Raw genomic sequence first — 26,353 nt, forward strand, 5'->3', positions numbered from 1 at the left:
CTTTATTTGCAAATATATTTAACTTGAATTTTCGCTGTGATTTCTTGCTCTTTGGGCATAGGAAGCTCCCAGCTTGTATCGGCATAAGCACTCATATTGCTTGTTTCAAGTCGAGCAAATTTGGGTTGTATAGAATGTGTGTTGAGTGAATCTGCACTTGATAGAGCACATTTTTTACCTGCAATTTTAGAATATTCATCTTCTTTGTTTTTGGCAAGTTTGAGTGCTTTTTCAAAGGCTTTATCTTGTGCTTCTTGCAAAGATTCAGAAGTGGCGATGACATTCACATTTGGTGCAAGAAAGCTAAGATATTTATTTTTATTGATTTTTTTATCGATTTCTGCAATGAAGCTATCATATTCTTTCTTTTTTTTACTTGGCACATCACATTCAAGGCTAAAGCCTAATGTATAGCCTACTGTGTCTCTTGCTGCACCATCTTTATATTGAATATTTGGGCGTAAATCGTGATTACCACCCTCACAGAATCCACTTTTTTTACTTAAGGCAATAATGTCGTTTAGTGTGTTAGCAATATCTTTTTTTGTAGTAGGCTCTATTTCACCACCTTTGCGTAAAGTATCGCTTTCTGTAATGCGGATATTTGCTTTGTAAGCATTTGGCATAATATTTTGCGAGACAGATACATTTGTATAAAGACAAAGTGTATTTTGGGGACATTCATTGGTGCTAAGTGCATTGTTATCGCTACTACAAGCATTTATCATAAAAGCTACAAGTCCTAATGTTGAAATATAGAGAATAGGTTTCATTTTCTCTCCTTTTTTGTAAATTGCCAAAAATTATAACTATTTTCGGTAACTTACTCGTAATCGATAAAACCATTTTTTGGAAGGATAAGTCGTATATTTTTAGGGAGATATTCTAAAATTTTATCAAGAAAAATATGATTGCCTAGCATATCACCAAGTAAAAGGACATTGTGAAGCGCAAGATTTGTTGAGCAATCTCGCACGAATGTAGCAATAAATTCACTTAGAGAATCTAAGATTCCAAAACTTAGGATTTCATCTTCCATTTTCGCACACTTAAAACTAATACAGGAACGGACAATACGAGGATAATCAAGGCTTAGATTATTGCCCTCACGCAAGAGTTTGTAATCAATGCGAGGTCCTCTCTCACGCACAAAACGATAAGCATAATGGAATAGAGTATTTTTATTAGTCGTGTTTGTAGCTGTGTGAGGTTGTAATCCCAAAATCAAAGCGCAAGTATCAAATATATCGATGAGATTATGAGTAGGGCTAGATGTTTTTGGGAGATTAAAAATATTTAAGAGAATCTGAGGAAAATGAGTGCCAAAATTTTTTATAAGTTCATCGCCACTTTCATAGGAGCGTGCAATAGTTTCAAGCGTTAAATGTGGATTGTTATCAAAGCTAATATCAAGCAAAATTTTAGGAGGGTTGTGCGTGATAAGAAATGCACTTGGGTGTTTGGTGCTCAAATAAATCACAAGATGAGCTTCTTTAGAATCTGCTTCTATATGTGTATCTATGAGGGACTGCAAAGTATGATTTTGTGCAATATGTGTGTCAATAAACATACCATTTTGTGCAATACTTAGAATCTGCTCTTTCGGAGCAGGGGAGTGTGAAAAATCACAATATGGTTTTTCTGTCGTGTGTGAAAGAAAAAAATAGCCTATTTCATCTTGCAAGAGAAGTGCGCTAATGAGTGCTAAAGGCATATCATAGGGCAAACCGACTTTCACTAAGCCGCATTCATTGAGGGGAAATTGGTTTTCAAATACTTCTTTTGGCACAAGATAAGTGAGAGGCTTTTCAAAACTTGCCAAAGTATGAATATATGATTCCTTGGTGCGAAAATAAGTTTTTAGCGAAGCAATATCGCATAAAATAGTTGTATGAGTGTGTGCTGTGGGTGTAAGAGAAAGTAGCTGTGTGCCCCTTGAGGTGCAAAAAGCTATGTTCTGCCCTTTTTTAAGAGAATGAATAATGTCTATAAAATATGTTTTATCCTGCATTGTAAGGGCTTTATGTGTTGGGGCATTTGGCGGATTAAGCAGTGCAAAATTTTCACTTTCAGGATTTAGAATCTGTTGTGTCTGCAAGGGTGTGTAATAGTAGGTCTTAGGCATATGAAAATGAGAAAGTATAGATTGTGCATCTTCTAAAATAACATTTGGTGGATAATCAGGAATAACAAGAGGTAAGGTTTGCATAAAAATATCTTTGAGAGATAGTTTAGAATCTAGTGTGTTGAGCGTTTCATAAAAAGTTTGTGTTGGATTTATGGGATTTAATTGTAAAAAAGAAAAATAAAGTGATAAAGGTAAGAGATGTGTCATATTATTTGCAAAAGTGAGAATGTTTTCTGTTAAGCATATTTTTTGAGTTATAAAAGATTCTAAAAGGTTTGTAGAATTATAATGAGATTCTATAAGGGTTTTGAGGTTGGGTATAAGGCAATGTGTTTGTTGATTATGTGTATAAAAAAAAGCTTCTAATTGTAGATTTTGAGCTTCGTTAGCAAGGATATATAGAAAAAAATCCTTATCTTCGCTTGTATTAGAAAAAATAAAATCATAAATCATTCATAGCCTCTAAATGAGCCATTAGCAACTTCCTGTAAATCTCTATTATCAATTTTTTTTGCATAGATTCCATTTTCTTCTAAAAACTCCAGAGCAAGTTTTTCCATAAGCTTTGCTCCTTCCTTTACTGGATGTGAAAGAGTAAAGGCTGTATCTTCTCCAATCACTTCGGGAATAATACCAATAATTTTAACAGGTGGTAAATCGCCATTAATTGCTGTGAGACGCAATGTTTGAAGCATTTCTACCTCGTGCGCACTTCCTGCCCAAGTAATAATATTTGGGACATTATCAAAATCAAAATAATATACCTCACCAATGTTAGCATTATTGACACTTACACAATCCAAGATAAGCACTTTGTCATAAGAAGTGATAAGAGGGATAAGCATAGAGGCAAGTGTGCCACCATCAACAAAATCTACTTGATTTTCTCCGCTAAAGTGGTAGTTTAGCTTTAAAAAATTGCTTAAATGCACGCCAATACCCTCATCACCAAAGAGGATATTGCCAATGCCAAGCACAAGAATTTTCATTTCGGCTTTTATCAGACTTTTACTTCATCAGTGTATCGAACACCACTTACGATAGCATCTACACCACCATTTGGATATTTAATGGAATTCCATACCGCCATATAAATATGCACAGGGATAAAAATGATAAATCCCCAAGTAAGAATATGGTGTAGGTTTCGGACATTTGATAAGCCTCCACAAAGTACCTCTACCCATTTAAAGCAAAAAGCTAAAATTGCACCAAGCCCATCGTGATAAACATTGTAATAGAGCACCACACCTGTAAGTGAGATGAGTAGCACAAGCAAGGCAAGAAAAAAATATGTAATAAATTGCAATGGATTGTATGCACCATTGATATGTGGGTGAGAACCTAAAAAGAGATAAGTCTTAATTTGTGCAATCCACACTTTTGAATCTATAGCTTGTTTAAAAGATACGCGCTCAGGCGAAGATTTCTTATCAAAGATAAAGAGATAGATTCTAAAAATTGAAATAGCAATAAGCACAAATCCCATAATCAAATGCACACTGCGAATATAGGCTTGCATATATGATGTTTCTGCCACACCCATTGATTGCTCAATCACTACATCTCCTTTGATGATACCTTGCAATGTGGCTTGTGTCATATCTGGTTGAGAGATAATAAATGGCGAGGCGATATAAAATCCAGTAGCAATAAGCACAAAGATACATAATGCCCTTAACCAGTGGAATATACGAGTGAGCCCAGAGAACTCCTCGTGCATATGGAGCTCTTTTTTAGACATTTCAACTTTATTCATATCGTCTCCTTTAGTGAAGTCTTGCAAATGATGGCTCTACTTTGTATTGACTTAGCTCATTGCCTTGTGTATCCATAACATGTACTGCACAAGCGATACAAGGATCAAATGAGTGAATATGGCGGATAATTTCTAAAGGTTGTGTGATATCTTTAACCTGTGTTCCAATCAAACTCATTTCATAAGGTCCTTTTTGTCCTTTAGAATCGCGAGGACCTGCATTCCAAGTAGAAGGCACAACCGCTTGATAATTTTCAATCACACCATTTTTAATACGCACCCAATGGCTAAGCATTCCTCGTGGGACATTACCAATATAACGTCCTTTGTATTCTTTATGCTTATCTATAACATAAGGTGCGCAGGTGCTTTTATCACCAGAGGCAAGATTTGCAGTAAGTGCATTAAAAGCCTTAAGACCATTGTCTGCCACAACTTTGCATTCAATTGCACGTGCTGCAGTTCTACCAAGTGTGCTAAAGATTGCCTCTAGTGGCAACCCTGTAATATTTAAAAATTCATCTACAACTTTTACAATTGCTGGATTACCACTCGCATATCCTACAACTACGCTTGCAAGAGGTCCCACTTCCATAGGTTCTCCATCATATCGTGGAGATTTAATCCACGAATATTTACCATTTTCATCAATAATTTTAGAATCTACAAGTTTGCCATCAGCACCGATTGTCTGAGCATCTTTGAATCCTGTATATTTTGGATTTGTTTTACCATCATAAGGGTGGAGAGGCTCATTGTCTTCATACCAAGAGTGTGTAGCTTCCTCTGTAATTTTACTTTCATCAATAGGATATACCTTACTTAAATCACCATTTTTAACAATTCCACTGCTAAAAAGCCATTCATCTTCACCTACTTGCATTTCTTGGAAGCTGATGAAATTTTTTACCCCACAACCTTTAAGCACAGAATCCTCAACTTTGTAAGATTCAGCTGCCATAATAATATCTGCCCAGTATGCACGATTAATAAAATCTACTATTTCTTTATATTTTGAAAGCCACTCACCCAATCGGCTAGGATCTAAAATATCCATAACAGAAGTTACACCACCCACGGTAAGGCTTTGTGGATGTGGGTTTTTTGCACCAAAAATTGCCATCATTTGGGCAATTATACGTTGCACTTCAAGAAGTTTGAGATAATGTGAGAGAACAATAAGATTCTGTTCTGGAGTAAATCTGTATGTTTTGTGCCCCCAATATGCGTTAGCAAATGGTCCTAATGCACCTTGTTTTACGAAATTTGCTACTTTTTCTTGCACAGCTTTTAAATCGTTTTCCCCCGTATAAAGAGGATTTGCACTATATTTAAATGCAAGTTTTGCTGCTTTGTCACAATCAGCTTTTAATGCAGAAGTAATATCACACCAATCAAGTCCGTGTAAAGTATAAAAATGCACTGCGTGGTCGTGCAAGAAAAGTGAGATATTCATCAATGTGCGCGTGAGAATTGCATTAAGTGGCGGTTTAATGCCAAGTGCGTTTTCAACAGCGACAATCCCTGCTTTATAGTGAGAGTAGGTGCATACACCACAAATTCTTTGCACAAGGAATCCAGCATCACGTGGGTCGCGGTTTTTTACAATTGTTTCTAATCCTCTCCATAAAGTTGAGGTAGAAAATGCATCTTGTATAACATTATTATCATCAACAATCACTTCAATACGCAAATGCCCTTCAATTCTTGTAATTGGATCTACTATTATACGTTTTGTCATTTTTTACTCCTTATTTTGCATTCTGTGTTGAGCTAATAATGGCGTGTGCTGCTATACCTACTGCTGCAGCTCCAAGTATTACTGCACCGATAGTATCTGCTGTTTTATCTGCACCCATTCCATTATAATTTGTCGCATAGAGGCGATTACCGATAGGTTCTTCAAATGGATTCATAGTATCCCAAAAATTTGGCTCACTACAACCTATACAGCCGTGTCCTGCACCAATAGGCCAATTCGTGTGTTGATTAAATCGCAATTTTGAGCAGTTATTGAAAGTGTAAGGACCTTTGCACCCGACTTTATAAAGACAATAGCCTTTTTGTGCATTTTCATCACCAAAATGCTCTACAAATTGTCCTGCATCAAATCGTCCTCTGCGCTCACATAAATCGTGGATTCTTAATCCATAAGCCCAAGTTGGACGATTATAAGCATCAAGTGTAGGTAATTCACCAAAGAGAATAAAATGCAACACATTTCCTACGATATTTTTTTCACTTGGCGGACAACCGGGTACATTAATCACTTTGCGATCTGTAATTTTGCTAAGAGGCATAGCATTTGTTGGGTTTGGATAAGCAGCTTGCACCCCACCAAAACTTGAACAAGTTCCGATAGCAAAGATTGCTTTTGCATTTTTTGCTGCTATTCTAGCTTCTTCTGCACCTGTGCGTCCGTGTCCTCCTATAGTGAGATAGAATTCGCTACTTCCTTTTGGAATCCCACCTTCTACCATAAGAATATATTCACCGGCATATTTATGAATAGCATTTTCGAGATTTGCTTCAGCTTGCCAACCAGAAGCCGCCATAACGGTTTCGTGATATTCAAGACTAATATAATCAAAGATAAGAGAATCTATGCTAGGCGCATCACTCCGCAATAAACTTTCACTGCAGCCGGTGCATTCTGCCATATGAAGCCATACGACAGGGAGTCGGTTCGCAAGTTCTGCAGCTTTTGCAGTTAATGGAGCAAAACTTGCAGGAAGTGCAAGTGCGGCAGTCATCATACCAGACCATTTAATAAAATCTCGGCGCGAGAATCCTTTAGACTTTAACTCTTGAAGTAAGTTTTTGTCTGCATTGTGGGCGGAAACTTTGGAGAGTCGCTCAAGTCTTTTGGAAGCTTTTTGAAACAACTCCTGATGAGCATCTTGTATTTTCATAGCAATCCTTTCTGTTGTGTTTTGCGTTTAACTATATTTTACAATGTTTCAAAATATATTGAGAATTGAGAGGGATAAAAAGTATTTTTTTTAAAAAATAAAAGTTACAAAAGGTAAATAGAGTTTTAATATTAATACGAATAAAAAAAATGTATGAATCTTCAAATCTTGTTTTATTGAGGATTTAAAATATCAAGATGCTTATCATAAGCTTGTGTTTGAATACCGAGTAAATGGAGTAAAGTATGAAATATATAATCGTGATTAAGTTCTGTATGTTTTTGAGCCAAAGCGAGAGCAGGAATCTCACCCCATTGGGTGCTAAACCACATAATTGAGGGGATATGCTTTTGATACTTTGGGGCAAGGGTATAACCTAAGCCTCCGTGCATATATTGTCCTAATTCTCCTAGGCTTTCTCCGTGGTCACTTACATACCAAAGCATCGAGCGCATATTTGTTTGCTTTAATGTGTGAATTATTTGTGCCAAGAACCAATCATTATAGAGAAGTGAATTATCGTAGGCATTGACGATTTCTTCATACGTGCATTTTGAAAGTTCTTTTTGCTTACACGCTGGATTAAAATGCTCAAAATTTGGAGGATAGCGAAGTGCGTAAGAAGCCCCGTGACTTCCATAGCCGTGTGCGATAATAAAGGTATTTTGCTTTGTTTTTTGTGCATTTTCTATAATGTGCTTTATATCAGGGAGCATTATGCCATCAAGGCTATCATTTGGGTAATAAATTGTATGTTTGATGTTTTTGTCGCAGCCTCCTACACATTTACCGCCATTATTGCCCAAATACCATACTTCATAGCCGACATCTTGGGCTATATCAAGAATATTATTAGTATAAAGAGATAAATTACGATTTGTGTAGGTTTTTTGTGTGTAGTGTGTGAGCATACAAGGCACAGAAATAGCTGTAATAACACCACAAGAATAAAAGTCATCAAAACTTATGACATTAAGTGTGCTTGTGTAAGGATTTGTAGGTTTTGTATAACCATTGAGTGCAAAGTTTGCGCTTCTTGTGCTTTCACCAATGACAAAAAGCACAATTTGTGGAGGGGTATCTTGTGCCAAGGTCGCATCTTGAGCGACAATAACAGGTTTAAAGTCTCTCTGCTCTACTTGGTTCTGAATATACAATATGCCAGAGCGGATAGGTGCTATGGGATTAAGCATACCTTCTATATTTTTTTGTGTTTTAAAAATAAAGATAATATCTTTTCCTAAAGTGATATAGCCTAGTGCTATGAGCACACTAAGAATCCCCACAGCAAGTATTTTTTGTTTGCAAGAAGCAATAAAAGTAGGTTTTTTAATCTTGATAAGACTTAATACAAAGCAGGGTAGAATACCAAATCCTAGCACATAACCCATAAAGCCAAAGCTTATCATATCTAAAGCTTCATCAGTATGTGTATTAAATACGCTTTGAATAATATCTTCATTTATGACTATGCCAAGTGAATCCATATAGAATCCACACACACTGCTAAGGAGTAACACAAATCCTAAGATATATTTGGCACTAAAGCGTAGGCATAAAATTTCAAGTGCAAGTGCAAGTATAAAGATATGAATTATTCTTCCATAATAGGTAAGATAGGTAAATTCTACTTGTGTAGCGACTTTATCAAATGTGGTATTAAAGGTGTGGTTAAGGCATAAAGCAATAAAAGTTGCGACAGCAAGTATAAGTATGTGATAATTGAAATGAAAAAGAGAGTATTTCTTAAAGGATATAAACATTTTAAAAGCTTAGTAAAATAAAATTATTGCTTGTTTTGGCATAATGACAAATACACTTTATGTTTTAGAATCTGTGTGAAACTCTTCGTGTCATTGCTTTTTGTAAGAACGCTACTTGAGTTTAATTTGGAGATTTTGTTGTGAAAATCCCCAAATTATAAGATTCAAACTAGTTTCTACACACCAAAATGTGAGAGTGCAATAATGTTTTATATTTTAAAGAAGAGCATCAAGTTTTTCGCGAATAACTTGTTCAGGTTGAGCACCTGTTATTTGATCTTTAACTTCTCCATCTTTAAAAAAGAGTATCGTAGGGATATTTCTAATACCAAATTTCTTTGAAAGTTCAGCTTCATTATCCACATTCACCTTACATACTTTTGCTTTTCCCTCATAATTTTCAGCAAGTTTATCAATCACAGGTGCAAGCATTTTGCAAGGATTACACCAAGGTGCCCAAAAATCCACTAATGCAACGCCACCACTCATAACCTCCGTGTCAAAGTTGTCGTTACTTAACTCTATATATTTAGCCATAATAAGCTCCTTATTTTTAGTTTAAACGCCACTAAAGCGCACCTATGCGACATAAAATGACATTTATATACTTATTATACATTGCATTATTCAATAAAAAGTTTATTGATTTTAGTTTTTTAAAGTAATCGGCAGGAGTTATCTTTTTATTTTGCATAGAATCCGCACTAACAAAAGGCATTTTCTCACAAAAGTAAAAGGTGTTAAAAGGGTGATTTTAGCATATTTTAAGCGATTGCCATTTGATAAAAATTCTAAATAAAGTGTTGAGACCGAAAGAATAATGCGGTTTTTTGTCAATATATGTGTAAAAAGTCGTTCAATATTTAACTCTCTTTTGTAAAGGTAGTGTAGGTCAAAATGTTTGCCATAATGATTGTTTGATTGATGTATGCGGTATATAATGCCATAAAAATCTAAGTGATAGATACACGCTCCAACTAAACTTGCACCCCAAATAATACAATCATCAGCACGAATTTTCCATTCTTGCTCTAGTTCTAGAGGCAAAATATGAGCAAGAGTATTTGTGCGTATGCTTATCGTGGAGGTAGAATGCCCTAAATAATCTTTCAAAAAGTATGAGCGAAACAAACTAAAACCAAGAGGACCATTTGGATGTGGGCTTTGTTTGAAATAATATTTATCATTTTGTAAGTATTCTACATTGCAAAAAGCCATATCAATATGTGGATTTGCAAGATACATTTGAACGCATTTTATTATATAATCAGGCTTCATCATATCATCAGCGTCCATAAAAAATATAATTTCTTCATTTTTTATTGCTTGAAAAGCAGTATTAAAACTTCCTAATTGCCCTTTATTTTCTTGTGTAATGAGATGAATATTACTTAATCCCTGTCGTTTGCAAAAAGTTTGAATAACTTGAGTTGAATTATCCTTGCTCCCATCATCTACAACAATAATTGTAAGATATGGATAATTTTGTGCGAGTATAGATTCTAAGCAAGAGGTGATAAAGGATTCATAATTATAGCAGCTCACAATAACACCAACATAAGGGAGTTTTATCTCTTGTAATTTTTCTGTATGAGGCGTATTATTTGACATTAAGAGTCTCCATTTGCCTTTTTATTTCTTTTTTCTCTTCTTCATCAAAAAACCATTCAAATTCTTGTTGTTCAATAACTTTATATTGATGTTGTGTGTAGTATGTGGGGTCATAAATTTGACATTTATTGCCTTGTGGGGTGAGAATTTCAATGGGTTTAATAGCATTGCTACCAAACTCATCTATAAAATCCCTATAGAATCCATCACAAATATGCGAAATGGAGCAATCTAAACATTTTTTATGGTATATTTTATGAGAGGAGACTTTTGCCATAATTTTTGATTGTTCAATATAGAATGCTTCCATTTTACTTATGCCCCCCCCCATTTATATAAGCTTCATCAATATCTGGTGTATAAAAGCGTATTTTTTTGAGTATAGGTTTTTGATAGGGGAGATATTTTTTATAATTTTTAGGAATAAAAAAGCCAAAAAATGGTTTTATAAGTGAGCGTAACCACCATAATTTTTCTTGTAGTGATTTTTCACGATAAAATTTAGAAAATTTAATACGAGAGAGATAATATACACTTTTTCTTTTTTCAATAGATTCTTTTGCTCTTCTTTGAGCTGGTCTGTCTATCCATAGACGAGAGCTTATCTCCCATTCGTGATTGTCATATATCATCTGGAGGCTATTTTGAATATTTTTACGATATTTTTCACCTATCACACAAAAGGGTAAAAAACGAATATTTACTTCAATATTTTGACTTTCTAAAATCTCTACACATTGTTCTAACTTCTCTCCTATAATATCATAATAGGGGATTTTGTGTGTATCACGTAAGATTTTTTGATCGCCTGTGTTGTTATAAGCTAGAAAATTAACAGCCCTTGCTTTATATGTAATGGCAAGATTTATAATTTGTTCTAAATCATTAATGATTTCATTAGAAAGCACTGCATTGACACGGATAGGAATCTCAAGTTGTTTTAAATTTTCTAAAGCTTGTATTTGCTTTTCAAATGCGCCTTTTTTACCTACTACTTTGTCATAATTTTCACCAATGCCGTGGAGAGATACCAAAAAGTCATAAACACCTGCTTCTTTAAATTTCAAACAATGCTTAAAATTTGCAAGTGATATAAGATTTGTGATTAAAGTTGGTTTGAGATTAATGCTATTGCAATATGTTATAAGTTCAAAAATATGCGGATAAATAGTGGGCTCACCACCTTGAATATCAATACTATTTAAGCCATATTCTTGTGCGAAGATTCTACAAATTTCTTGAGCTTTTTCTAGACTAAAAAATGCGTGTTCAGGGTGATTTTTATCAGCAATGCGTTCGGCAAAATAACAAAAATAGCAATTGAGATTGCAAGTTTGACCAAGCCAAATGACACCGCGTCTTGTAGGGAGTTTTTTTGTTGTGAGGACAAAATGTTTGGAAGTGATTTTAAGGTTAGAGGATGTTTTTAGTGTATCCCCCCCCCCCGTATATTCTTGCTGTATCCATTGAATGCTCCTTAAATATTATAAAAAGGATAATTCTATCATAAAATTATCCTTTTATTGCAGATATTTTTAAGCATAGAATCTTAGTCGTCCTTTTTGTTTTATCACCTAAGGCATTAATTTTCATTGTTATTGCCAAGCGTATAATTTGTATTTATAGAATCTGAAAGTGTTTGGGTCTCTGCTCCCCTAAGCAGATTATGAATATTTTTACTTGTATTGGCAATGCCTTGTTTTCCATTATATTTAGTCATTACATCATCATAAGTTTTTTTCATCGTATCAATGTTGCGTCCAAGTTGTTCTAGCACATTTTCAAATTTTTCAATACGTTCAAAAAGTTTTTTAATTTCACTAAATATTTTATTGATATTTTTATCACGATATTCAATCTGCCATAAATTATGGATAATTTTTAGCACTGCCATAATTGTAGTAGGCGATACTAGCACTACACCTTTTTGATATGCCCTATCATAAAGCGTAGAATCATATTGCATTGCTTCTAAAAATGCTCCCTCAATAGGAATAAACATTAGCACAAAATCAAGTTTTTGTCCTTGTAAATATTGCTGATAATTTTTAGCACTCAAATTGCTAAAATGCGTTTGTATGGAGTGTGCTAATTCTTTTTGCGCGCTTAATTTTTGTATTTCGTTTTCTGCATTGCATAATTTTTCGTATGCTATAAGTGAAGTTTTAGAATCTACAATCACGCATCGTTGTTCATTGCCACTTTTGGGTAATTTTACAATCGCATCAGGACGGAGCATTTGTGCTTCATCATTACGCATACTCGTTTGCAATTCATATTCTCGTCCTTCTTGCAGACCGCTATTTTCAAATACACGCTGCAAGATGATTTCACCCCAATTTCCTTGTGTTTTATTTCCACCTTTGAGAGCATTTGTGAGATTATGCGCATCATTTGAGAGCTGCATATTGAGTTTGCTTAATTGCTCAATTTGTGTTTGTAAGGCAGTATGTTGTGTGAGTGTAGAGGTATGATTATCATTGAGCTGCTTGGTGAATCTTGTGATTTCTTCTCGCAAAGGTTGGAGTGAGAGGAGTTGCATTTGATTAAAGCTTTGGGTATTTTGACGCAAAATATCTGCACTTATGGCTTTAAAGGCATTTTTTAACTCTTCCTCTTTTTTGTTATTTTCGGTTTGAGTGAGAGTGTATTGCTCTTGTAGTTTATGCAAAATATCTTGTGAATGTGCCTTTTCTGCTATAAGTCGCTCTTCATAATGTGCTTTTTCTTCTTTGGAGCGAAGTTCAAAATTTTCCTGCAAGTCTTTTATTCTTTGTGTAAAGGTAGATTCCATAGATTGCATAGTGCCTTTAGATTCAGCAAGAGTAACTGACAAGCTTTGGTTTTCTAGTCTTTGCTTTTCTAATTTCTCATTAAAGGTGGATTCTAAATTTTTGATAACTCTTTTTTGCCATAGCCATACACCCACAGCTCCACATACTATCCCTACAAAAGCACTTAAAATAATCTCAATTTCCACGATGATATTCCCCACTTTTGCCACCGCTTTTTGATTGTAAGCAAATATCACTTATAACCATAGACCTATCAATAGCCTTTAGCATATCATAGATTGTCAAAAGCCCGATACTCACGCCAGTGAGTGCTTCCATTTCTACACCTGTTTTACCCTCACATTTGACTAAAACACCAAGCGTGATAGAGTGTTTAGCAGGATTTGGGGTTATATCCACATTGATTTTATTTATCATAAGCGGGTGGCACATAGGGATAATCTCACTTGTTTTTTTGCTCCCCATAATCGCAGCAATAATGGCTGTTTGAGTAATAGGACCTTTTTTCCCTGTGTGATTTATGGCGGATTCAAAGGCTTGCTCACTCATTGAGATAACGCCACTTGCATAAGCTTCACGTGTAGTGATATGCTTATCACTCACATCAACCATTGTTGGATTATTTTGTTTATTGAGATGAGTAAGTTGCATATTGTTCCTTAAAATTAAAGTTTATAAAACCTCGTAGCATTATATCAATTTTGGCTTATATCACTTATATATTTTAACTTTGATATAAGCTAAATAACTTTAGTATTACAAAAAAAAAAAAAATAACCTTAATTATGACAAAGGAGACATAAATGAATAAATGGGGAAATTGAGGCAATGAAGTTAAGGCAAAGAAATGCTCTTGAGAGCGAATTAGTTGCACTCGTTTTAACAAATGATGTGGAAAAGGTAAAAGAGTTTTTACAAATTGCTGTTTGTGCAATTTGTATCGCAAAACATATTAGAGTTACAGGAGAAAAAATATGGAAAAAACAAGATTTGCAGAATTACTTAAGGCACTAGAAGATGGTGATGTGAACAAACTTCAAATCTTTCTTGTTGATAGTGAAGGTATTGATACGCAAGATGAAGATGGCAATACACTACTCCACCACGCAGCAAGACTAAATAGTGAAGGAGGGGTTGCGATGCTTATTGATGCAAATCCCTTTATCCGCAATAATGAGGGTAAAACACCTTTTAATATAGCCTATGAAAATGATAATGCTTATATAGCTAAAATGATTGATAGCGTTAGAGATAGGTGGCAAGAAAAACACGGCAAATATGAAGAAAAGGAAGAAATGGAAGTTCCATTTTTCTTAACGGATACAAAAGATTCTATTTTAAAGCAATTTCAAGAACAAAATATTAGTGATGAGAGTTTGCTAGATACAGAATCTGGCAATGGGCAAGTTGTGCTATATTCTGTTCTTAATGCGTGGAAGTTTGATTTTATCAATGAGAAAATGCCACCTGTGGTAGAAATTTTGATAGATAAAGCCGGAGATGTTGAAGCAGTTATAGAGGGTTTTGATAGCTATATGGAGCAATGGGAAAATGAGATTTGGGACGAACCTGCAGTATATGCAGAGAATGAAGATGGCGAAGATGATTATCGCTATGAGACTGACCCAGATGAGTGGATAAGAGAGATAATGCCTATTGAGGAATGGGAGGAGCTAAAAGAGCAAATGCGAGCCTATGCAACTAAGAAATAACAACGACTTTGATAGCCTTATAGTTCATAATAAACTTGGGTTATTAGGTGAAGCATTAGAGCTGAAAATGCGAGAGCTAACGCAGTTTAGAATTTTGGAGTTAAAGTCTAATACTCGCTTTTGGAATTTCGATAATTTTGATTATGCGCAATATAAACATATCCATTTATATGTCTTTCAAGATATTTTTGAATGGGCGGGGCAAGATAGATATGAGCTAGGATTTAGCGGTAAGTTTAGCAAATATATTATTCAATTTTGTCGCGGAGATGAGATTTCAAGCTATGCAGATTCGATATTTTCTACACTTGAATTTAAGAATCTAAATACCAAAGATTTTAGCCAAACACACATTGAATCTATGCAATCTCAAAGAGATTATACATATCAAAAAATGATAGCTAAAAAATTAGCAAGTCTTTGGGCTAGGCTTAATTTCTTGCACCCATTTCGCGAGGGTAATGGCAGAGTTTCAAGGCTATTTTTAGAAATGTTTGCTCAAACATTACATATTAAATTTGATATAGAGAATATAGAGAGAAGAAAGCAAGTTATTGCACTTAATAGGTCGATGAGAGGCAATTTACAAAGCCTTGAAGAGCTAGTCTTTATGAATCTAGAAATTTAGATTCTACACAAAGCTAATCTTTCCTTGCTTTATCATTCTTGCACGATTGATAAGCGCATAGAGGGCTGTATCCTCATCACTAAATACTTCTTCAAAAGTTTCACTATATCTATCTCCCTCAAACTCAATACTCCTCCACTTTATCACTTCTGCTTTAGAATCTGTGATAAAAGAAATATATTTATCTCTTTGTTTATCGTGCTTAATACCCGCACATAAGGGCTTCGAAGCCTCATTGTCCCAAATGACTTGCAAACATTCCTCTTTGATGATTAGCTCTGCTTGTTCTCTTGTCATTGTTTTTCCTTTGGATTTTGATATAAAACATTGTATTCAAAAAATAAGTTTTTTTGTTTTTGTTCAGTATTGAAGTAACATTTTTAATTAAAATTTGCATTTACTATTTAAATAATTTATGCTTTAGGGCGGAAAATATGGATATTAGCAGTATTAGCGTGGATATAGCCTCCTTCAATCAAATCAATGCAATAAGGCACAGCAGGAAATACTGCCTCTAAGCATTCTCTAATGCTTTTAGGCTTACCCGGTAGATTGATAATAAGGCTTTTTCCACGAATCCCCGCACTTTGACGAGAAAGAATTGCTGTGGGGACATATTTGAGGCTTACACTCCGCATAAGCTCCCCAAAGCCAGGCAGCATTTTTTCACACACATTTTGTGTCGCTTCCGGAGTTACATCTCTTTTAGCTGGTCCTGTGCCGCCTGTGGTAACGATTAAATCACAACCTTTTTTATCGCTTAAATGCTTGAGATTTGATTCTATTAATTCCTGCTCATCACTAATGATGTGGTAGTGATATTCGCAAGGATTCAGAATATATTCATTCAATACTTCTTGTATTGCCTTGCCTGAAATGTCCTCATATATACCTTGAGATGCCCTATCACTTGAAACTAAAATACCTATTTTGATAGTGTGCATATTTTGCATTTACTCTCCTTTGAATGAAGTAGATTTGGGATAAGCGTTGATAAATGCTGCAACTTGTGCTACATCATTGAGATTAAGAATAGGCAGGGCAGAAGGGAGAATATGGGTGTTTTTCACGCTCTCATCAATAGCAAAAGCATTTGCATAAGGAATATATGAAGATTCTATATGTTCTCTTGCCACAACAATGCGCGGAAAAGGCAGGGTTTTAAGCCCTTCAATAAATATATAATCATACTCTTTAAGTTGCTTTAATATTCTAAATAAAGCATTAGATTCTAACTCTTGTGTGTTTTGAGAATCTTGTTGAGGCTTTACATCGTGTTTTATTTGTAAAATAGTGCGAGTAGGGGAGATAAGGGCTACTGCACTAGAGCGTTGAAAAAACTCATAAGAATCTTTGCCCTGTGTATCAAAAATTGCCTTATCTTTTGGGTCGTGCTTAATCACAGCAACTTTTGCCTTTGGCTTTAAATATTCACAGAGTTTGCAAATAAGCGTTGTTTTGCCACTATTACTTTCCCCGCTAAAGGCAAAGACAATGGGAGTGTGCGTGAGTTTAGAATTATGTGTCATTTTGACTACCTAAAATACCGCTACCTTGCAAAGGTTTGCTGCGCTCTTTGGCATAAATTCTTTGATGATTGATAACATCATATTTCCAAATAGGTGCATTTGCTTTAAAATCTTCTATAAAGTCCTCATATATATCAAGCACACCTTTGCGTTGTGCGGAGATGATGCCACACATATAAGAGCTTTGTCCGCATAATACATCACCTATGCTGTGAGCCATACAAATATATGTATCAAAATGATTCTGTGCTTTTTGTTGCCATTTGTCAAACCATTTTTGCAAAAGTGGCTCATATATATCAAAACTCAATGCGCTTATGTTATTTTCTGCACGCACAATACCTGTAAAAATACTCAATGCTCCAGCATTTTTGCTTTGGGCGAGTTTCTCCCATTTAGCATAAATCTCACAAGTAGGCAATGCTCCCTTATAAAGATTAAGCATTAGCCACCACATACAGGAGGAAGGAGAGCAACCCTATCGCCATTTTGCAGTGGGTGAGAGAGTTCCTCAATAATCTCATCATTGACTGCTACGGCACTAATATCAAGCCATAAATGTAGCGATTCATCTTGTTTTAGAATCTCTTTAAGTTCTTTAAGGGAGTTAGCCTCTAATTCGCGTGAGGGAATACTGCTCATAGGACCTAAAAAATCAACTTTAATCATTCATTTCTCCTTAAACCAATGAAATAAAAAGCATAGCAAAGCTAAAGTTAAAACTCATTTAAAAGCATTATTTGAATCTGCTCTCCTGCTTGTAAATTACTGCCATTTTCAGCGAGTAAGGCAAGAGCGGTATTATGTGTGAGATTATTAATCATTGAGCTTTGTAAGGATTTTTTAGCACTAAATTTTACGCCAAGTATTCCATTATCATTGATAATCTCACAGGCACGAAATTCCATACGAGAATCTGTGCGATATACATCTTCAAGGAGTTTGGCTTGAAGAAGCATAGGTTTATATACTCTGCTTTGTAATCGTGCAAGAATAGGTAAGCCAAAAAGCAAAAAGGTAACAGCACTTGAATTTGGGAATCCAGGTAATCCTAACACAAAAGTTCCTTTTTTGGCAAATGTGCCAAATGTTACAGGTTTGCCCGGCTTTAGTCGCACACCTTTAAAGTGAATTTGAGTAAGTTCTTTCATTACTTCTTGAGTATAATCATAATCTCCCATACTCATACCGCCAGTAGTAATAAGCATATCGCATTCTTCAAGAGCTTTTTCATAAGCGGCTTTAATAAGTGCCTTATCATCTTTGACAATAGGATAGATAATAGGTTCTTGTTGCATCTCTAAAAGCAAAGATTCTAAAAGATGAGTATTTACACTTCGCACGACATTGCTATGTGGGTTTATCTCGCCTACTTCGATAATTTCATCACCTACGCATAATATACCTACACGCACTTTTTGATATACTTGAATAAAGTTATAATTCAGTTCAGCAAGCAAACCTATTTCAAAAGCACCGATTTTATCTCCTTTATGCAATAAAATTTCACCCTCTTTGTAATTATCCCCTACTTGCCGAATCCATTGAGATTTTTGCACTTGCTCTTTGGGGACATTGAGGAAGATTCTATTATCTTGTAATGTAATGTGTTCTACAATGATGAGCGTATCAGCGTTTAGAGGCATTATAGAGCCTGTAAAGGTTTTGATTGCATAGCCTCTTTGTAATGTAGGACGTGTAGGATTCCCTGCTTTGTTTGGTGGGAGAATCTTCAACCCCTCTTGTAAAAGCATAGGTATATCATCAAAATGTATCGCATAGCCGTCCATTGCTGCTGTGGGATAAGCAGGGACATTATAAGGAGCACATATATCTTGTGCGCAGATTCTATGAAGTGCATTTTTGAAATGCACTTGTTGTGTGCCAAGTGGCTTTATAGGTAAATCTTGTATAATTTTTAAAGCTTGTTCATAACTTACCATTGTTGGAAAATCTGCCATAAATCACTCCTTATTATTTTTGATATTGCGTTGTTTAAAGCAAATGCCCAAGCTTTTGTTTTTTGATTTTGAGATATTCCTCATTGTATGGGTTTGTAGGAGTTATAATACTATGACGCACGACTTTTACATAAGGCTCTATTGCATTTACTTTGCGTGGATTGTTGGTCAAGAGATTAATATGTGTAATATGAAAATGTTTAAAAATTTCTCCTACAATTTCATAACTTCTTGCATCACTTTGGAATCCTAATTTTTCATTTGCTTCCACTGTGTCATAGCCTTTATCCTGCAGAGCATAAGCATTGATTTTATTAAAAAGCCCAATGCCTCGCCCTTCTTGTCGTAAATAAATAAGCATTCCACCTTCGCTATTGTGCGCGATTTGCTCCATTGCGAGGGCAAGCTCATTGCCGCAATCACATTTTTTTGAGCCAAAAACATCGCCAGTTAAGCATTCAGAGTGAATTCTTACAAGAGGAGTTTCCCCAAGTGTATCTGTAAAAACTACAAGGTGTTCAAAAAGAATGCCATTTGTCCCATATTCGCGAAAGCTTTTAGTTAGAAAGTTACCAAAACGCGTTGGGAGTTTGGCTTGTTCTGATATTTCATATTTCATTATCTTTCCTTATATTCATAAAAGTATTGTGGGATATTTTAGGAAGTTGCATTGTAAAATATTTTATTAAATATTAAATTTGTTATAGAATCTTGCTTAATAGAATAAAATATTAAATAATAATAATTATCCATTAATTATTATGGGCTATATTATCACTCCACAAATTTAATATTAAAAGGAGACAATATGTCAAAAAAATTTACGACAGCAACAGGAACACCATTAGGTGATAATCAAAATTCTATTACAGCAGGTAGCAGAGGTCCTACACTTTTACAAGATACTTGGCTTTTAGAGAAGCTCGCACATTTTGATAGGGAGAGAATTCCCGAGCGTGTAGTCCATGCAAAAGGGAGTGCTGCCTATGGAGAACTTACTATTACAAATGATATTTCACAATATTCAAAGGCAGATATTTTTAGTAAAGTTGGCAAAAAAACAAAAGCATTTTTGCGTTTTTCCACCGTTGCAGGAGAGAGAGGCGCGGCAGATGCAGAACGAGATGTGCGAGGATTTGCACTCAAATTTTATACAAATGAAGGGAATTGGGATATCGTGGGGAATAACACACCTGTATTTTTTATTAAAGATGCAATTAAATTCCCTGATTTTATCCATACACAAAAAAGAGACCCAAAGACAAATTTGCGTAGCAGCACAGCAGCGTGGGATTTTTGGAGTTTGCACCCTGAAAGCCTACATCAAGTAACAATCTTAATGAGTGATAGGGGGATTCCACGAAGTTACCGCGAAATGCACGGATTTGGTAGCCATACATATAGTTTTATTAATGCAAAAAATGAACGCTTTTGGGTAAAATTCCATTTTAAATCAATGCAGGGAATTCATAATCTTACCAATAAAGAAGCAGAGGCAATTATTGCTAAGGATAGAGAATCTCATCAAAAAGATTTATTTGAAAATATAGAAAAGGGTAACTTCCCTAAATGGCGATTCTGTGTGCAAATTATGCCAGAATCTGACGCGGCGACTTACCGCTTTAATCCATTTGATTTGACAAAAGTATGGAGTCATAAAGATTATCCGCTTATTGAAGTAGGAATTTTGGAACTTAATAAGAATCCAGAGAATTATTTTGCTGAAGTAGAGCAAGCTGCCTTTAATCCAGCAAACATTGTGCCTGGAGTTGGATACAGCCCTGATAAGATGTTGCAAGGAAGACTTTTTAGCTATGGAGATACACAAAGGTATAGATTAGGCATTAATCACTCACAACTTCCTGTAAATGCAAGTATTGCACCTGTAGCAAATACACATAGAGATGGTTATATGCAAAGGGGTGATTTTGGTGGAGAGAGAAATTATAATCCAAGTGCATTTAATGATTATACAGAAGATTCTAATGCACTTGAACCATCATTACGTATAGATGGGGGTGATGTAATGGATAGATATAATCATCGAGATACAGAAGATGACTACTATGTGCAAGCCGGAGATTTGTATCGCTTAATGAATGCGGAGCAAAAAGAAGCATTGTGCCAAAATATTAAAGATGCAATGGAAGGTGTGCCAGATGAGATTAAAAAAAGACAAATTGAGCATTTTAAAAAGGCAGACCCAGCCTATGGTAAAAGAGTAGCGGAGCTTTTAGGGCTATGAGTGTGCAGCATTTAATGCAAACTCCACAAGTGCAGAATTCACAAATTCATCAAGGTTTTACGCTTAGCGCAGAAGAAGAGGCAAAACTCACTGAATTGTGTCAATATGCTTTTGAATGTGCGCGCCATAATGATGTAGAATCTTTGCAAACCCTGCTTGATGCAGGGCTTAATGTGAATCTTAGCAATGAGAGCGGCAATACACTTCTTATGTTGGCAGCGTATAATGGGAATTTTGAAGCTACAGAGTTACTTTTAAAGCGCGGTGCATTAGTTGATAAGAAAAATGACAAAAATCACACACCCCTAGCAGGTGTATGTTTTAAGGGTTATGATAACATAGCAGAACTTTTGCTTCAATATGGTGCAAATCCCAATGGAGATGGTGGTATGGGCTTAAGTCCAATGAATTGCGCCTGTTTCTTTGGGCGCAAAAATATCCTCCGCCTCTTACTTCAATACTCTCATAAAAAGCCTACATTTTTACAAAGGCTAAGCTTCTTTTTCTTGCGTGTCTAATTTTTTATTTTCATACGCAGCTCTTTACGTTTGATAGCTTCTTCAAATCGCTTTTTTTCATCTTCTGTGGTGGGATTAAGCGGTGGAATCTTCACTTTTTTACCACTAGGGTCAATAGCTACCATAGTGAAATAACAGCTATTTGTATGGGTAACAAAGCGATTTTTAATATCTTCACTGATGACTTTAATCCCTACTTCACAACTACTACTTCCAACATAATTCACAGAAGCAAGAAAAATCACTAATGAACCAATAGGGATAGGATTTTTAAATACCATACCATCTACACCTATGGTTACTACACCACAACCACAATATCGTGTTGCGCACGCATATGCAACTTGGTCAAGGAGCTTCATTAGCTCACCACCGTGCATTACGCCACTAAAATTTGCCATACTTGGTGCAGCAAGCACACTCATTGTTAAACATTTCGGGTCAAAAACATCTTCCATTGCAACACTCCTTGTTATACATTTAAGATATAGAATTCTAAAATAAAATCTTTTTTATGTAGAGCAAAGTTGAAAATAGACTTAAGAATCTTAAAAGTCCTCAAAATATTAAGGTTAAAAGACAAGTTTATTTTAAACTTTAATAGCTTAATTATGCAATGCCAAAGTTACTACCTATGTAAATGGAAGGTAAGTTTATTAATTTTAATACTTGTAATGTCTATAAAAGTAACCTATTCGCAAGTTAAAAACATTTCAACATTCAAAAAATAGGCAAAATTAGCAAAATTTATTAAAATTTTTATGTTCTTACCCGATATGTATCTCAACCTAAAAGGCAAGGATGCCTAAAAGGAAAACAAAAAAAGGAGTTACTATGGCTTTTCAAGTCAATACAAACATTAACGCGCTCAATGCGCACGCACAATCTACCTTTACTCAATACAACCTCAAAAATTCAATGGAAAAATTGAGTTCAGGTCTTCGTATTAACAAGGCAGCAGATGATGCTTCAGGTATGACCATTGCTGATAGCCTACGCTCTCAAGCAAGTGCGTTAGGACAAGCGATTAGAAATACAAATGATGGTATGGGGATTATCCAAATTGCAGATAAAGCAATGGATGAGCAAATCAAGATCTTAGATACTATCAAAACTAAAGCTGTTCAAGCAGCTCAAGATGGGCAAAGCACACAATCTCGTTCAATGATTCAAATGGACATTAAGCGACTTATTGAGGGATTGGATAATATTGGTAATACAACCACATATAATGGTATGGCTTTACTCTCTGGTGCATTTTCTAATAAAGAATTTCAAGTGGGCGCATATTCTAACCAATCTATTAAGGCATCTATTGGTGCGACTACATCTGATAAAATCGGGCAGGTACGTATTGAAACAGGTGCGCTTGTTACTGCTTCTGGTGAAGTAACTGTAACATTTAAGAATGTTGATGGTGTGAATGATGTAACTTTAGAATCTGTGAAAATTTCATCGTCAGCAGGAACAGGGCTTGGTGTTTTAGCTGAAGTTATTAATAAAAACTCTGATAAAACAGGTATCCGTGCTCAAGCAAATGCGATTACTACTTCAGATTCATCTATCGCAAGTGGTTCTATGGCAAATGTGATAATTAATGGTATCTCAATCGGTGATATTATCGGGATTAAGAAAAACGATAGCGATGGTCGTTTGGTGCAAGCTTTTAATGCTGCGACAATGCATACAGGTGTGGAAGCATATACAGACAATATAGGGCGACTAAATCTAAGAAGTATGGACGGGCGCGGTATTGATTTAAAAATCGGTGGTGCTGTGGGCAATGGTCCAGTTGCTATTGAAAAGGTTAATGGTGGGCAAGAACTTACACAAGGTTCTACTAACTATGGACGTCTCTCATTGGTAAGAACTGATGCAAGAGATATCGTTGTTTCTGGTGTGAATATTAGTTCAACAGGATACCAAGATGAAACTCAAGTAGCACAAACTACAACAAACCTAAGAGATGTTACAGGTGTGTTTAATGCTGATGTGAAGTCTGCTGCTGGTTCAAACTATAATGCAGTGATTGCAAGTGGTGGAGCTGACCTTGGTGCTGGTGTTACAAGCCTTAGAGGTGCAATGGTAACAATGGATATTGCAGAATCTGCTCAAAAAATGCTTGATAAAATTAGAGCTGACCTTGGTTCTGTTCAAGGACAAATGGTAAGCACAGTGAATAACATTACTATTACTCAAGTGAATGTTAAGGCAGCTGAATCTGGTATTCGTGAAGTGGATTTTGCAGCAGAGAGTTCAGAATTTAGTAAGCTTAATATCCTTGCTCAATCTGGTAGCTACGCGCTCTCTCAAGCAAATGCAATTCAGCAAAATATCTTAAGACTACTTAACTAATAAGTTCTCTTGAGACTTAAAGGGATACTCTAAGTGTCCCTAAACTCTTACTACTCCTTCTCTTCCCTAAATATAGGGGAGAGTTAATCCAAACTTACTTAAAAATTATGGGCGATAGAGATACATATAAATTGCAGTAATTTCTTCATCAGTTAAAAAATATCTTGGCATAACACCTTTTTGCACATCAAGAGCTTGACTAAAAGTGCTAAATTCAATATTGTTAATGCGTGGGGCAAGGAGCGTTTTATTCACACCTTTATGTTTATAATGTGCAATAACTCCACCCTCTCCTTTGTTTCCGTGGCATTTATTGCACGCTATACCTCGTGGATTCTCATAAAGATTTTTACCATAGTTTTCAACTAAAGGTTCATCATTTGCCCATAATACATTTATTGCTACAAGTAAGAAGAGTTTTTTGCTCATAAATCCTCACTTCTATAATGTTTTTTTAATATCTTATATTATAATAACACAATGATAATCATAAAGGCTTTAAAATGACATTACTTGATGGTAAGTCCTTGAGTGCAAAACTTGAAAGTGATTTGAATGAACAAATTGCTACTCTTGTATCTCAAGGTATCACGCCGGGATTAGCAGTAATTTTGGTTGGCAATGACCCTGCAAGTTGTGCGTATGTGCAAATGAAAGCAAAAGCGTGTAAGCGTGTGGGAATCTATTCTGTTACGCACGAAATGCCCTCAAAAATTACGCAAGATGAACTTTTGTCTGTTATTGAGATTTTAAATAATGATCCAAATATTGATGGCATACTTGTTCAATTACCTTTGCCTCCACATATTCAAACTACTCAAGTGCTTGAGGCAATTAATCCTAAAAAAGATGTTGATGGATTCCACCCATTCAATATAGGGCGATTAAGTATTGGTATAGATACCTTTGTCTCTGCTACACCTCTTGGTGTAATGAATCTCCTTAAATCTTATAATATTGATGTTCGTGGCAAAGATGTAGTAATTGTGGGTATGAGTAATATCGTAGGCAAACCCTTAGCAAGTCTTATGCTGAATGCTGGTGCAAGTGTAAGTTGTTGTCATATCCTCACACGTGATATTAGGGCATATACTAAAAATGCAGATATTGTGTGTGTAGGTGTAGGAAAGGTAGGCTTAATTACTGCAGATATGATCAAAGAAGATGCGATTGTAATAGATATTGGCATTAATCGTTTAGAATCTGGTGTGCTTGTCGGTGATGTGGATTTTGAAAATGTTGCGCCAAAGACAAGTTTTATTACACCTGTTCCTGGAGGAGTTGGTCCTATGACAATTATTAGCTTACTTCAAAATACTTATAAGGCTGCAGCATTTCGCTTAGAGCAAGATAAGAGAAGGGGTCAAAAGGTATGAAAAAAATTTTAAATGGATTATGTTCATTTATATCAAGTTGGACGGGGACAATTATTATTGTGCTTGTTTTGATATTTTTTGTTATGCAAGCATTTGTAATTCCTACACGCTCAATGGTTGGCACACTTTTTGAGGGTGATTTTTTATTTGTTAAAAAATTTAGTTATGGAATTCCAACGCCTAGAATCCCTTGGCTTGAAGTGAATGTTTTACCTGATTTTAAGGGTAATGGGCATTTGATTGATGGTGAGCGTCCAAAAAGAGGCGATGTTGTAGTATTTATTCCACCACATATAGAAAAAACATATTTTGTCAAACGCACTTTTGCAGTGGGCGGCGATGAAGTGATTTTTGATAAAGATGGCTTATATCTCCACCCATTTGAGGGTGATGAATATGTGAGAGAACATTATTCTTCGCATATTGTTGTAGAGCGATTAGGCAAACTTTTTGTAAAAAATCCCTATATCGGAAAACACCCTGGCATTATTTACAGAAGCGTATTTTATAAGTACCCGTATGGAGATTCTTATTTTGCTGACAATGAGGGCAAACTTTATCGAAAAAATTGCATAGAGGGCAAAATGAGTTCAAATATCGGTGATATGGAGGAGAATTGTGAATTATGGAGCAGAGTTTATACTGATGAACCTATAGAATCTTTTATTGAGGATACTAATATTGCCTATACGATGATGAAAAGTGGCAGAACTCCTACGGCAATGATGAAGCTTGAGGGTGATATGTATTATTTAAAGATTGCTGATGATGAATTTTTTATGATAGGTGATAATCGTAACAATAGCCTTGATTCTCGATTTTGGGGAAGTGTGCCTTACAAAAATATCATAGGTCAGCCGTGGTTTATCTACTTTAGTATAAATAAGGCGAATTCTCAAGAAGCAGGTGCCGATGAGGATAAAAGCAAACGTTATACAATCCGCTGGGATAGAATGTTTAAGGGTGTAGATGGCTTAGAGCGTTCAATGAGAGAAGCGATACCTAAATAAGAGCCATAAGAGAAGCCAAAATAAAGATTTTTAAATGAAAGAAAAACAAGA

At 35.4% G+C, this 26,353-nt stretch carries 29 protein-coding genes; 7 read left to right on the plus strand and 22 right to left on the minus strand.

Annotated features, from left to right (window positions below; genetic code table 11):
• Positions 1 to 2: 2 nt before the first annotated feature.
• The 13 genes from LS65_RS04960 to moaC form a co-directional block, all read right to left on the minus strand.
• Positions 3 to 773 carry an SIMPL domain-containing protein gene (locus tag LS65_RS04960; RefSeq protein WP_034363576.1) on the minus strand — a complete coding sequence of 257 codons (771 nt, stop codon included), beginning with the start codon at positions 771 to 773 and terminating at the stop codon, positions 3 to 5.
• A gap of 50 nt (positions 774 to 823) precedes the next feature.
• Positions 824 to 2,581: a hypothetical protein gene (locus LS65_RS04965; protein WP_034363574.1), complete on the minus strand. Its 1,758-nt coding sequence runs from the start codon at positions 2,579 to 2,581 to the stop codon at positions 824 to 826.
• On the minus strand, positions 2,578 to 3,117 hold the full coding sequence (locus tag LS65_RS04970; RefSeq protein WP_034363572.1) for a HyaD/HybD family hydrogenase maturation endopeptidase: 540 nt from the start codon (positions 3,115 to 3,117) through the stop codon (positions 2,578 to 2,580). The genes LS65_RS04965 and LS65_RS04970 overlap by 4 nt, the downstream gene beginning before the upstream one ends.
• 11 nt (positions 3,118 to 3,128) lie before the next feature.
• Positions 3,129 to 3,887: a Ni/Fe-hydrogenase, b-type cytochrome subunit gene (cybH, locus tag LS65_RS04975; RefSeq protein ID WP_034363571.1), complete on the minus strand. Its 759-nt coding sequence runs from the start codon at positions 3,885 to 3,887 to the stop codon at positions 3,129 to 3,131.
• A 10-nt stretch (positions 3,888 to 3,897) separates the two neighbouring features.
• On the minus strand, positions 3,898 to 5,628 hold the full coding sequence (locus LS65_RS04980; RefSeq protein ID WP_034363569.1) for a nickel-dependent hydrogenase large subunit: 1,731 nt from the start codon (positions 5,626 to 5,628) through the stop codon (positions 3,898 to 3,900).
• Positions 5,629 to 5,638: 10 nt separating this feature from the next.
• Positions 5,639 to 6,799: a hydrogenase small subunit gene (locus tag LS65_RS04985; RefSeq protein ID WP_034363568.1), complete on the minus strand. Its 1,161-nt coding sequence runs from the start codon at positions 6,797 to 6,799 to the stop codon at positions 5,639 to 5,641.
• Positions 6,800 to 6,972: 173 nt separating this feature from the next.
• Entirely contained in the window at positions 6,973 to 8,562 is a 1,590-nt protein-coding gene (locus LS65_RS04990; RefSeq protein WP_034363566.1) for a phosphoethanolamine transferase, read from the minus strand.
• 216 nt (positions 8,563 to 8,778) lie between these two features.
• Positions 8,779 to 9,099 carry a thioredoxin gene (gene trxA / locus LS65_RS04995; RefSeq protein WP_034363564.1) on the minus strand — a complete coding sequence of 107 codons (321 nt, stop codon included), beginning with the start codon at positions 9,097 to 9,099 and terminating at the stop codon, positions 8,779 to 8,781.
• A gap of 138 nt (positions 9,100 to 9,237) precedes the next feature.
• Positions 9,238 to 10,173 (minus strand): glycosyltransferase family A protein, encoded by a 936-nt coding sequence (locus LS65_RS05000; RefSeq protein WP_052061167.1) that lies wholly within the window; start codon positions 10,171 to 10,173, stop codon positions 9,238 to 9,240.
• Positions 10,163 to 10,483: a hypothetical protein gene (locus LS65_RS10160; protein WP_034363561.1), complete on the minus strand. Its 321-nt coding sequence runs from the start codon at positions 10,481 to 10,483 to the stop codon at positions 10,163 to 10,165. The genes LS65_RS05000 and LS65_RS10160 overlap by 11 nt, the downstream gene beginning before the upstream one ends.
• A gap of 1 nt (position 10,484) precedes the next feature.
• Positions 10,485 to 11,645 carry a radical SAM protein gene (locus LS65_RS05005; RefSeq protein WP_338323598.1) on the minus strand — a complete coding sequence of 387 codons (1,161 nt, stop codon included), beginning with the start codon at positions 11,643 to 11,645 and terminating at the stop codon, positions 10,485 to 10,487.
• A 110-nt stretch (positions 11,646 to 11,755) separates the two neighbouring features.
• Complete coding sequence (locus tag LS65_RS05010) at positions 11,756 to 13,204, minus strand: DNA recombination protein RmuC (RefSeq protein ID WP_236096639.1); 1,449 nt, start codon at positions 13,202 to 13,204, stop codon at positions 11,756 to 11,758.
• On the minus strand, positions 13,143 to 13,619 hold the full coding sequence (moaC, locus tag LS65_RS05015; RefSeq protein WP_034363558.1) for a cyclic pyranopterin monophosphate synthase MoaC: 477 nt from the start codon (positions 13,617 to 13,619) through the stop codon (positions 13,143 to 13,145). Before moaC ends, LS65_RS05010 begins: the two co-directional genes overlap by 62 nt.
• Positions 13,620 to 13,942: 323 nt before the next feature.
• Here moaC and LS65_RS05025 point away from each other — a divergent pair, with 323 nt between their 5' ends.
• Positions 13,943 to 14,680: an ankyrin repeat domain-containing protein gene (locus tag LS65_RS05025; RefSeq protein WP_034363553.1), complete on the plus strand. Its 738-nt coding sequence runs from the start codon at positions 13,943 to 13,945 to the stop codon at positions 14,678 to 14,680.
• Positions 14,664 to 15,308 carry a Fic family protein gene (locus LS65_RS05030; RefSeq protein WP_034363551.1) on the plus strand — a complete coding sequence of 215 codons (645 nt, stop codon included), beginning with the start codon at positions 14,664 to 14,666 and terminating at the stop codon, positions 15,306 to 15,308. The genes LS65_RS05025 and LS65_RS05030 overlap by 17 nt, the downstream gene beginning before the upstream one ends.
• A 3-nt stretch (positions 15,309 to 15,311) precedes the next feature.
• On the opposite strand, the gene LS65_RS05035 is transcribed toward LS65_RS05030, so the two are convergent.
• The 7 genes from LS65_RS05035 to ribA all read right to left on the minus strand — a co-directional run bounded on the left by LS65_RS05035 (position 15,312) and on the right by ribA (position 19,417).
• Positions 15,312 to 15,605, minus strand: a complete 294-nt coding sequence (locus LS65_RS05035) for a hypothetical protein (RefSeq protein ID WP_236096640.1) — start codon at positions 15,603 to 15,605, stop codon at positions 15,312 to 15,314.
• 116 nt (positions 15,606 to 15,721) lie between these two features.
• Positions 15,722 to 16,252: a molybdopterin adenylyltransferase gene (mog, locus tag LS65_RS05040; protein WP_138129782.1), complete on the minus strand. Its 531-nt coding sequence runs from the start codon at positions 16,250 to 16,252 to the stop codon at positions 15,722 to 15,724.
• A 9-nt stretch (positions 16,253 to 16,261) separates the two neighbouring features.
• Entirely contained in the window at positions 16,262 to 16,837 is a 576-nt protein-coding gene (gene mobB, locus LS65_RS05045; protein ID WP_034363705.1) for a molybdopterin-guanine dinucleotide biosynthesis protein B, read from the minus strand.
• A complete protein-coding gene (locus LS65_RS05050; protein ID WP_034363708.1) occupies positions 16,827 to 17,282 on the minus strand; it encodes a molybdopterin synthase catalytic subunit in 456 nt (151 codons plus the stop codon). Before LS65_RS05050 ends, mobB begins: the two co-directional genes overlap by 11 nt.
• Positions 17,282 to 17,506, minus strand: coding sequence for a MoaD/ThiS family protein (locus LS65_RS05055; RefSeq protein ID WP_034363711.1), 225 nt, complete (start codon positions 17,504 to 17,506; stop codon positions 17,282 to 17,284). The genes LS65_RS05050 and LS65_RS05055 overlap by 1 nt, the downstream gene beginning before the upstream one ends.
• A 47-nt stretch (positions 17,507 to 17,553) precedes the next feature.
• Positions 17,554 to 18,798, minus strand: a complete 1,245-nt coding sequence (locus tag LS65_RS05060) for a molybdopterin molybdotransferase MoeA (protein ID WP_034363715.1) — start codon at positions 18,796 to 18,798, stop codon at positions 17,554 to 17,556.
• 34 nt (positions 18,799 to 18,832) lie between these two features.
• On the minus strand, positions 18,833 to 19,417 hold the full coding sequence (gene ribA, locus LS65_RS05065; RefSeq protein ID WP_034363716.1) for a GTP cyclohydrolase II: 585 nt from the start codon (positions 19,415 to 19,417) through the stop codon (positions 18,833 to 18,835).
• Between the two features lie 189 nt (positions 19,418 to 19,606).
• On the opposite strand from ribA, the gene LS65_RS05070 reads away from it, so the two are divergent.
• The gene (locus LS65_RS05070) at positions 19,607 to 21,043 is read left to right on the plus strand and encodes a catalase (RefSeq protein ID WP_034363718.1); all 1,437 of its coding nucleotides are present in this window, start codon (positions 19,607 to 19,609) and stop codon (positions 21,041 to 21,043) included.
• A gap of 14 nt (positions 21,044 to 21,057) precedes the next feature.
• Positions 21,058 to 21,561 (plus strand): ankyrin repeat domain-containing protein, encoded by a 504-nt coding sequence (locus LS65_RS05075; protein ID WP_052061181.1) that lies wholly within the window; start codon positions 21,058 to 21,060, stop codon positions 21,559 to 21,561.
• Here LS65_RS05075 and LS65_RS05080 read toward each other — a convergent pair.
• Positions 21,558 to 22,019 (minus strand): acyl-CoA thioesterase, encoded by a 462-nt coding sequence (locus LS65_RS05080; protein WP_034363720.1) that lies wholly within the window; start codon positions 22,017 to 22,019, stop codon positions 21,558 to 21,560. The two genes, LS65_RS05075 and LS65_RS05080, sit on opposite strands and share 4 nt — an antisense overlap.
• A 376-nt stretch (positions 22,020 to 22,395) precedes the next feature.
• Here LS65_RS05080 and LS65_RS05085 point away from each other — a divergent pair, with 376 nt between their 5' ends.
• Positions 22,396 to 23,916 carry a flagellin A gene (locus LS65_RS05085; RefSeq protein WP_138129779.1) on the plus strand — a complete coding sequence of 507 codons (1,521 nt, stop codon included), beginning with the start codon at positions 22,396 to 22,398 and terminating at the stop codon, positions 23,914 to 23,916.
• A 105-nt stretch (positions 23,917 to 24,021) separates the two neighbouring features.
• On the opposite strand, the gene LS65_RS05090 is transcribed toward LS65_RS05085, so the two are convergent.
• On the minus strand, positions 24,022 to 24,345 hold the full coding sequence (locus LS65_RS05090) for a c-type cytochrome (RefSeq protein ID WP_034361009.1): 324 nt from the start codon (positions 24,343 to 24,345) through the stop codon (positions 24,022 to 24,024).
• A 74-nt stretch (positions 24,346 to 24,419) separates the two neighbouring features.
• Between LS65_RS05090 and folD the strand changes: the two genes are divergently transcribed.
• Positions 24,420 to 25,292 (plus strand): bifunctional methylenetetrahydrofolate dehydrogenase/methenyltetrahydrofolate cyclohydrolase FolD, encoded by an 873-nt coding sequence (gene folD / locus LS65_RS05095; protein ID WP_034361007.1) that lies wholly within the window; start codon positions 24,420 to 24,422, stop codon positions 25,290 to 25,292.
• Positions 25,289 to 26,302 (plus strand): signal peptidase I, encoded by a 1,014-nt coding sequence (gene lepB, locus LS65_RS05100; RefSeq protein WP_034361004.1) that lies wholly within the window; start codon positions 25,289 to 25,291, stop codon positions 26,300 to 26,302. The genes folD and lepB overlap by 4 nt, the downstream gene beginning before the upstream one ends.
• Positions 26,303 to 26,353: the final 51 nt, after the last annotated feature.

Source organism: Helicobacter japonicus, assembly GCF_000762845.2.
In the GTDB taxonomy this organism is placed as follows: Bacteria; Campylobacterota; Campylobacteria; order Campylobacterales; family Helicobacteraceae; genus Helicobacter_C; species Helicobacter_C japonicus.

Excerpts from the sequence above, each read along its gene's own strand:
- cybH (WP_034363571.1), bottom strand. The coding sequence starts at position 3,887 with ATGAATAAAGTTGAAATGTCTAAAAAAGAGCTCCATATGCACGAGGAG.
- LS65_RS04960 (WP_034363576.1), bottom strand. The coding sequence starts at position 773 with ATGAAACCTATTCTCTATATTTCAACATTAGGACTTGTAGCTTTTATG.
- trxA (WP_034363564.1), bottom strand. The coding sequence starts at position 9,099 with ATGGCTAAATATATAGAGTTAAGTAACGACAACTTTGACACGGAGGTT.
- LS65_RS04990 (WP_034363566.1), bottom strand. The coding sequence starts at position 8,562 with ATGTTTATATCCTTTAAGAAATACTCTCTTTTTCATTTCAATTATCAC.
- ribA (WP_034363716.1), bottom strand. The coding sequence starts at position 19,417 with ATGAAATATGAAATATCAGAACAAGCCAAACTCCCAACGCGTTTTGGT.
- LS65_RS05050 (WP_034363708.1), bottom strand. The coding sequence starts at position 17,282 with ATGCTTAATCTTTATAAGGGAGCATTGCCTACTTGTGAGATTTATGCT.
- LS65_RS05070 (WP_034363718.1), top strand. The coding sequence starts at position 19,607 with ATGTCAAAAAAATTTACGACAGCAACAGGAACACCATTAGGTGATAAT.
- LS65_RS05055 (WP_034363711.1), bottom strand. The coding sequence starts at position 17,506 with ATGATTAAAGTTGATTTTTTAGGTCCTATGAGCAGTATTCCCTCACGC.
- lepB (WP_034361004.1), top strand. The coding sequence starts at position 25,289 with ATGAAAAAAATTTTAAATGGATTATGTTCATTTATATCAAGTTGGACG.
- folD (WP_034361007.1), top strand. The coding sequence starts at position 24,420 with ATGACATTACTTGATGGTAAGTCCTTGAGTGCAAAACTTGAAAGTGAT.
- LS65_RS05090 (WP_034361009.1), bottom strand. The coding sequence starts at position 24,345 with ATGAGCAAAAAACTCTTCTTACTTGTAGCAATAAATGTATTATGGGCA.
- LS65_RS05025 (WP_034363553.1), top strand. The coding sequence starts at position 13,943 with ATGGAAAAAACAAGATTTGCAGAATTACTTAAGGCACTAGAAGATGGT.
- LS65_RS05030 (WP_034363551.1), top strand. The coding sequence starts at position 14,664 with ATGCAACTAAGAAATAACAACGACTTTGATAGCCTTATAGTTCATAAT.
- LS65_RS05075 (WP_052061181.1), top strand. The coding sequence starts at position 21,058 with ATGCAAACTCCACAAGTGCAGAATTCACAAATTCATCAAGGTTTTACG.
- LS65_RS05080 (WP_034363720.1), bottom strand. The coding sequence starts at position 22,019 with ATGGAAGATGTTTTTGACCCGAAATGTTTAACAATGAGTGTGCTTGCT.
- LS65_RS05060 (WP_034363715.1), bottom strand. The coding sequence starts at position 18,798 with ATGGCAGATTTTCCAACAATGGTAAGTTATGAACAAGCTTTAAAAATT.
- LS65_RS04965 (WP_034363574.1), bottom strand. The coding sequence starts at position 2,581 with ATGATTTATGATTTTATTTTTTCTAATACAAGCGAAGATAAGGATTTT.
- LS65_RS05035 (WP_236096640.1), bottom strand. The coding sequence starts at position 15,605 with ATGACAAGAGAACAAGCAGAGCTAATCATCAAAGAGGAATGTTTGCAA.
- LS65_RS05085 (WP_138129779.1), top strand. The coding sequence starts at position 22,396 with ATGGCTTTTCAAGTCAATACAAACATTAACGCGCTCAATGCGCACGCA.
- LS65_RS10160 (WP_034363561.1), bottom strand. The coding sequence starts at position 10,483 with ATGGAAGCATTCTATATTGAACAATCAAAAATTATGGCAAAAGTCTCC.
- LS65_RS05000 (WP_052061167.1), bottom strand. The coding sequence starts at position 10,173 with ATGTCAAATAATACGCCTCATACAGAAAAATTACAAGAGATAAAACTC.
- mog (WP_138129782.1), bottom strand. The coding sequence starts at position 16,252 with ATGCACACTATCAAAATAGGTATTTTAGTTTCAAGTGATAGGGCATCT.
- moaC (WP_034363558.1), bottom strand. The coding sequence starts at position 13,619 with ATGCAACTTACTCATCTCAATAAACAAAATAATCCAACAATGGTTGAT.
- LS65_RS04980 (WP_034363569.1), bottom strand. The coding sequence starts at position 5,628 with ATGACAAAACGTATAATAGTAGATCCAATTACAAGAATTGAAGGGCAT.
- LS65_RS04985 (WP_034363568.1), bottom strand. The coding sequence starts at position 6,799 with ATGAAAATACAAGATGCTCATCAGGAGTTGTTTCAAAAAGCTTCCAAA.
- mobB (WP_034363705.1), bottom strand. The coding sequence starts at position 16,837 with ATGACACATAATTCTAAACTCACGCACACTCCCATTGTCTTTGCCTTT.
- LS65_RS04970 (WP_034363572.1), bottom strand. The coding sequence starts at position 3,117 with ATGAAAATTCTTGTGCTTGGCATTGGCAATATCCTCTTTGGTGATGAG.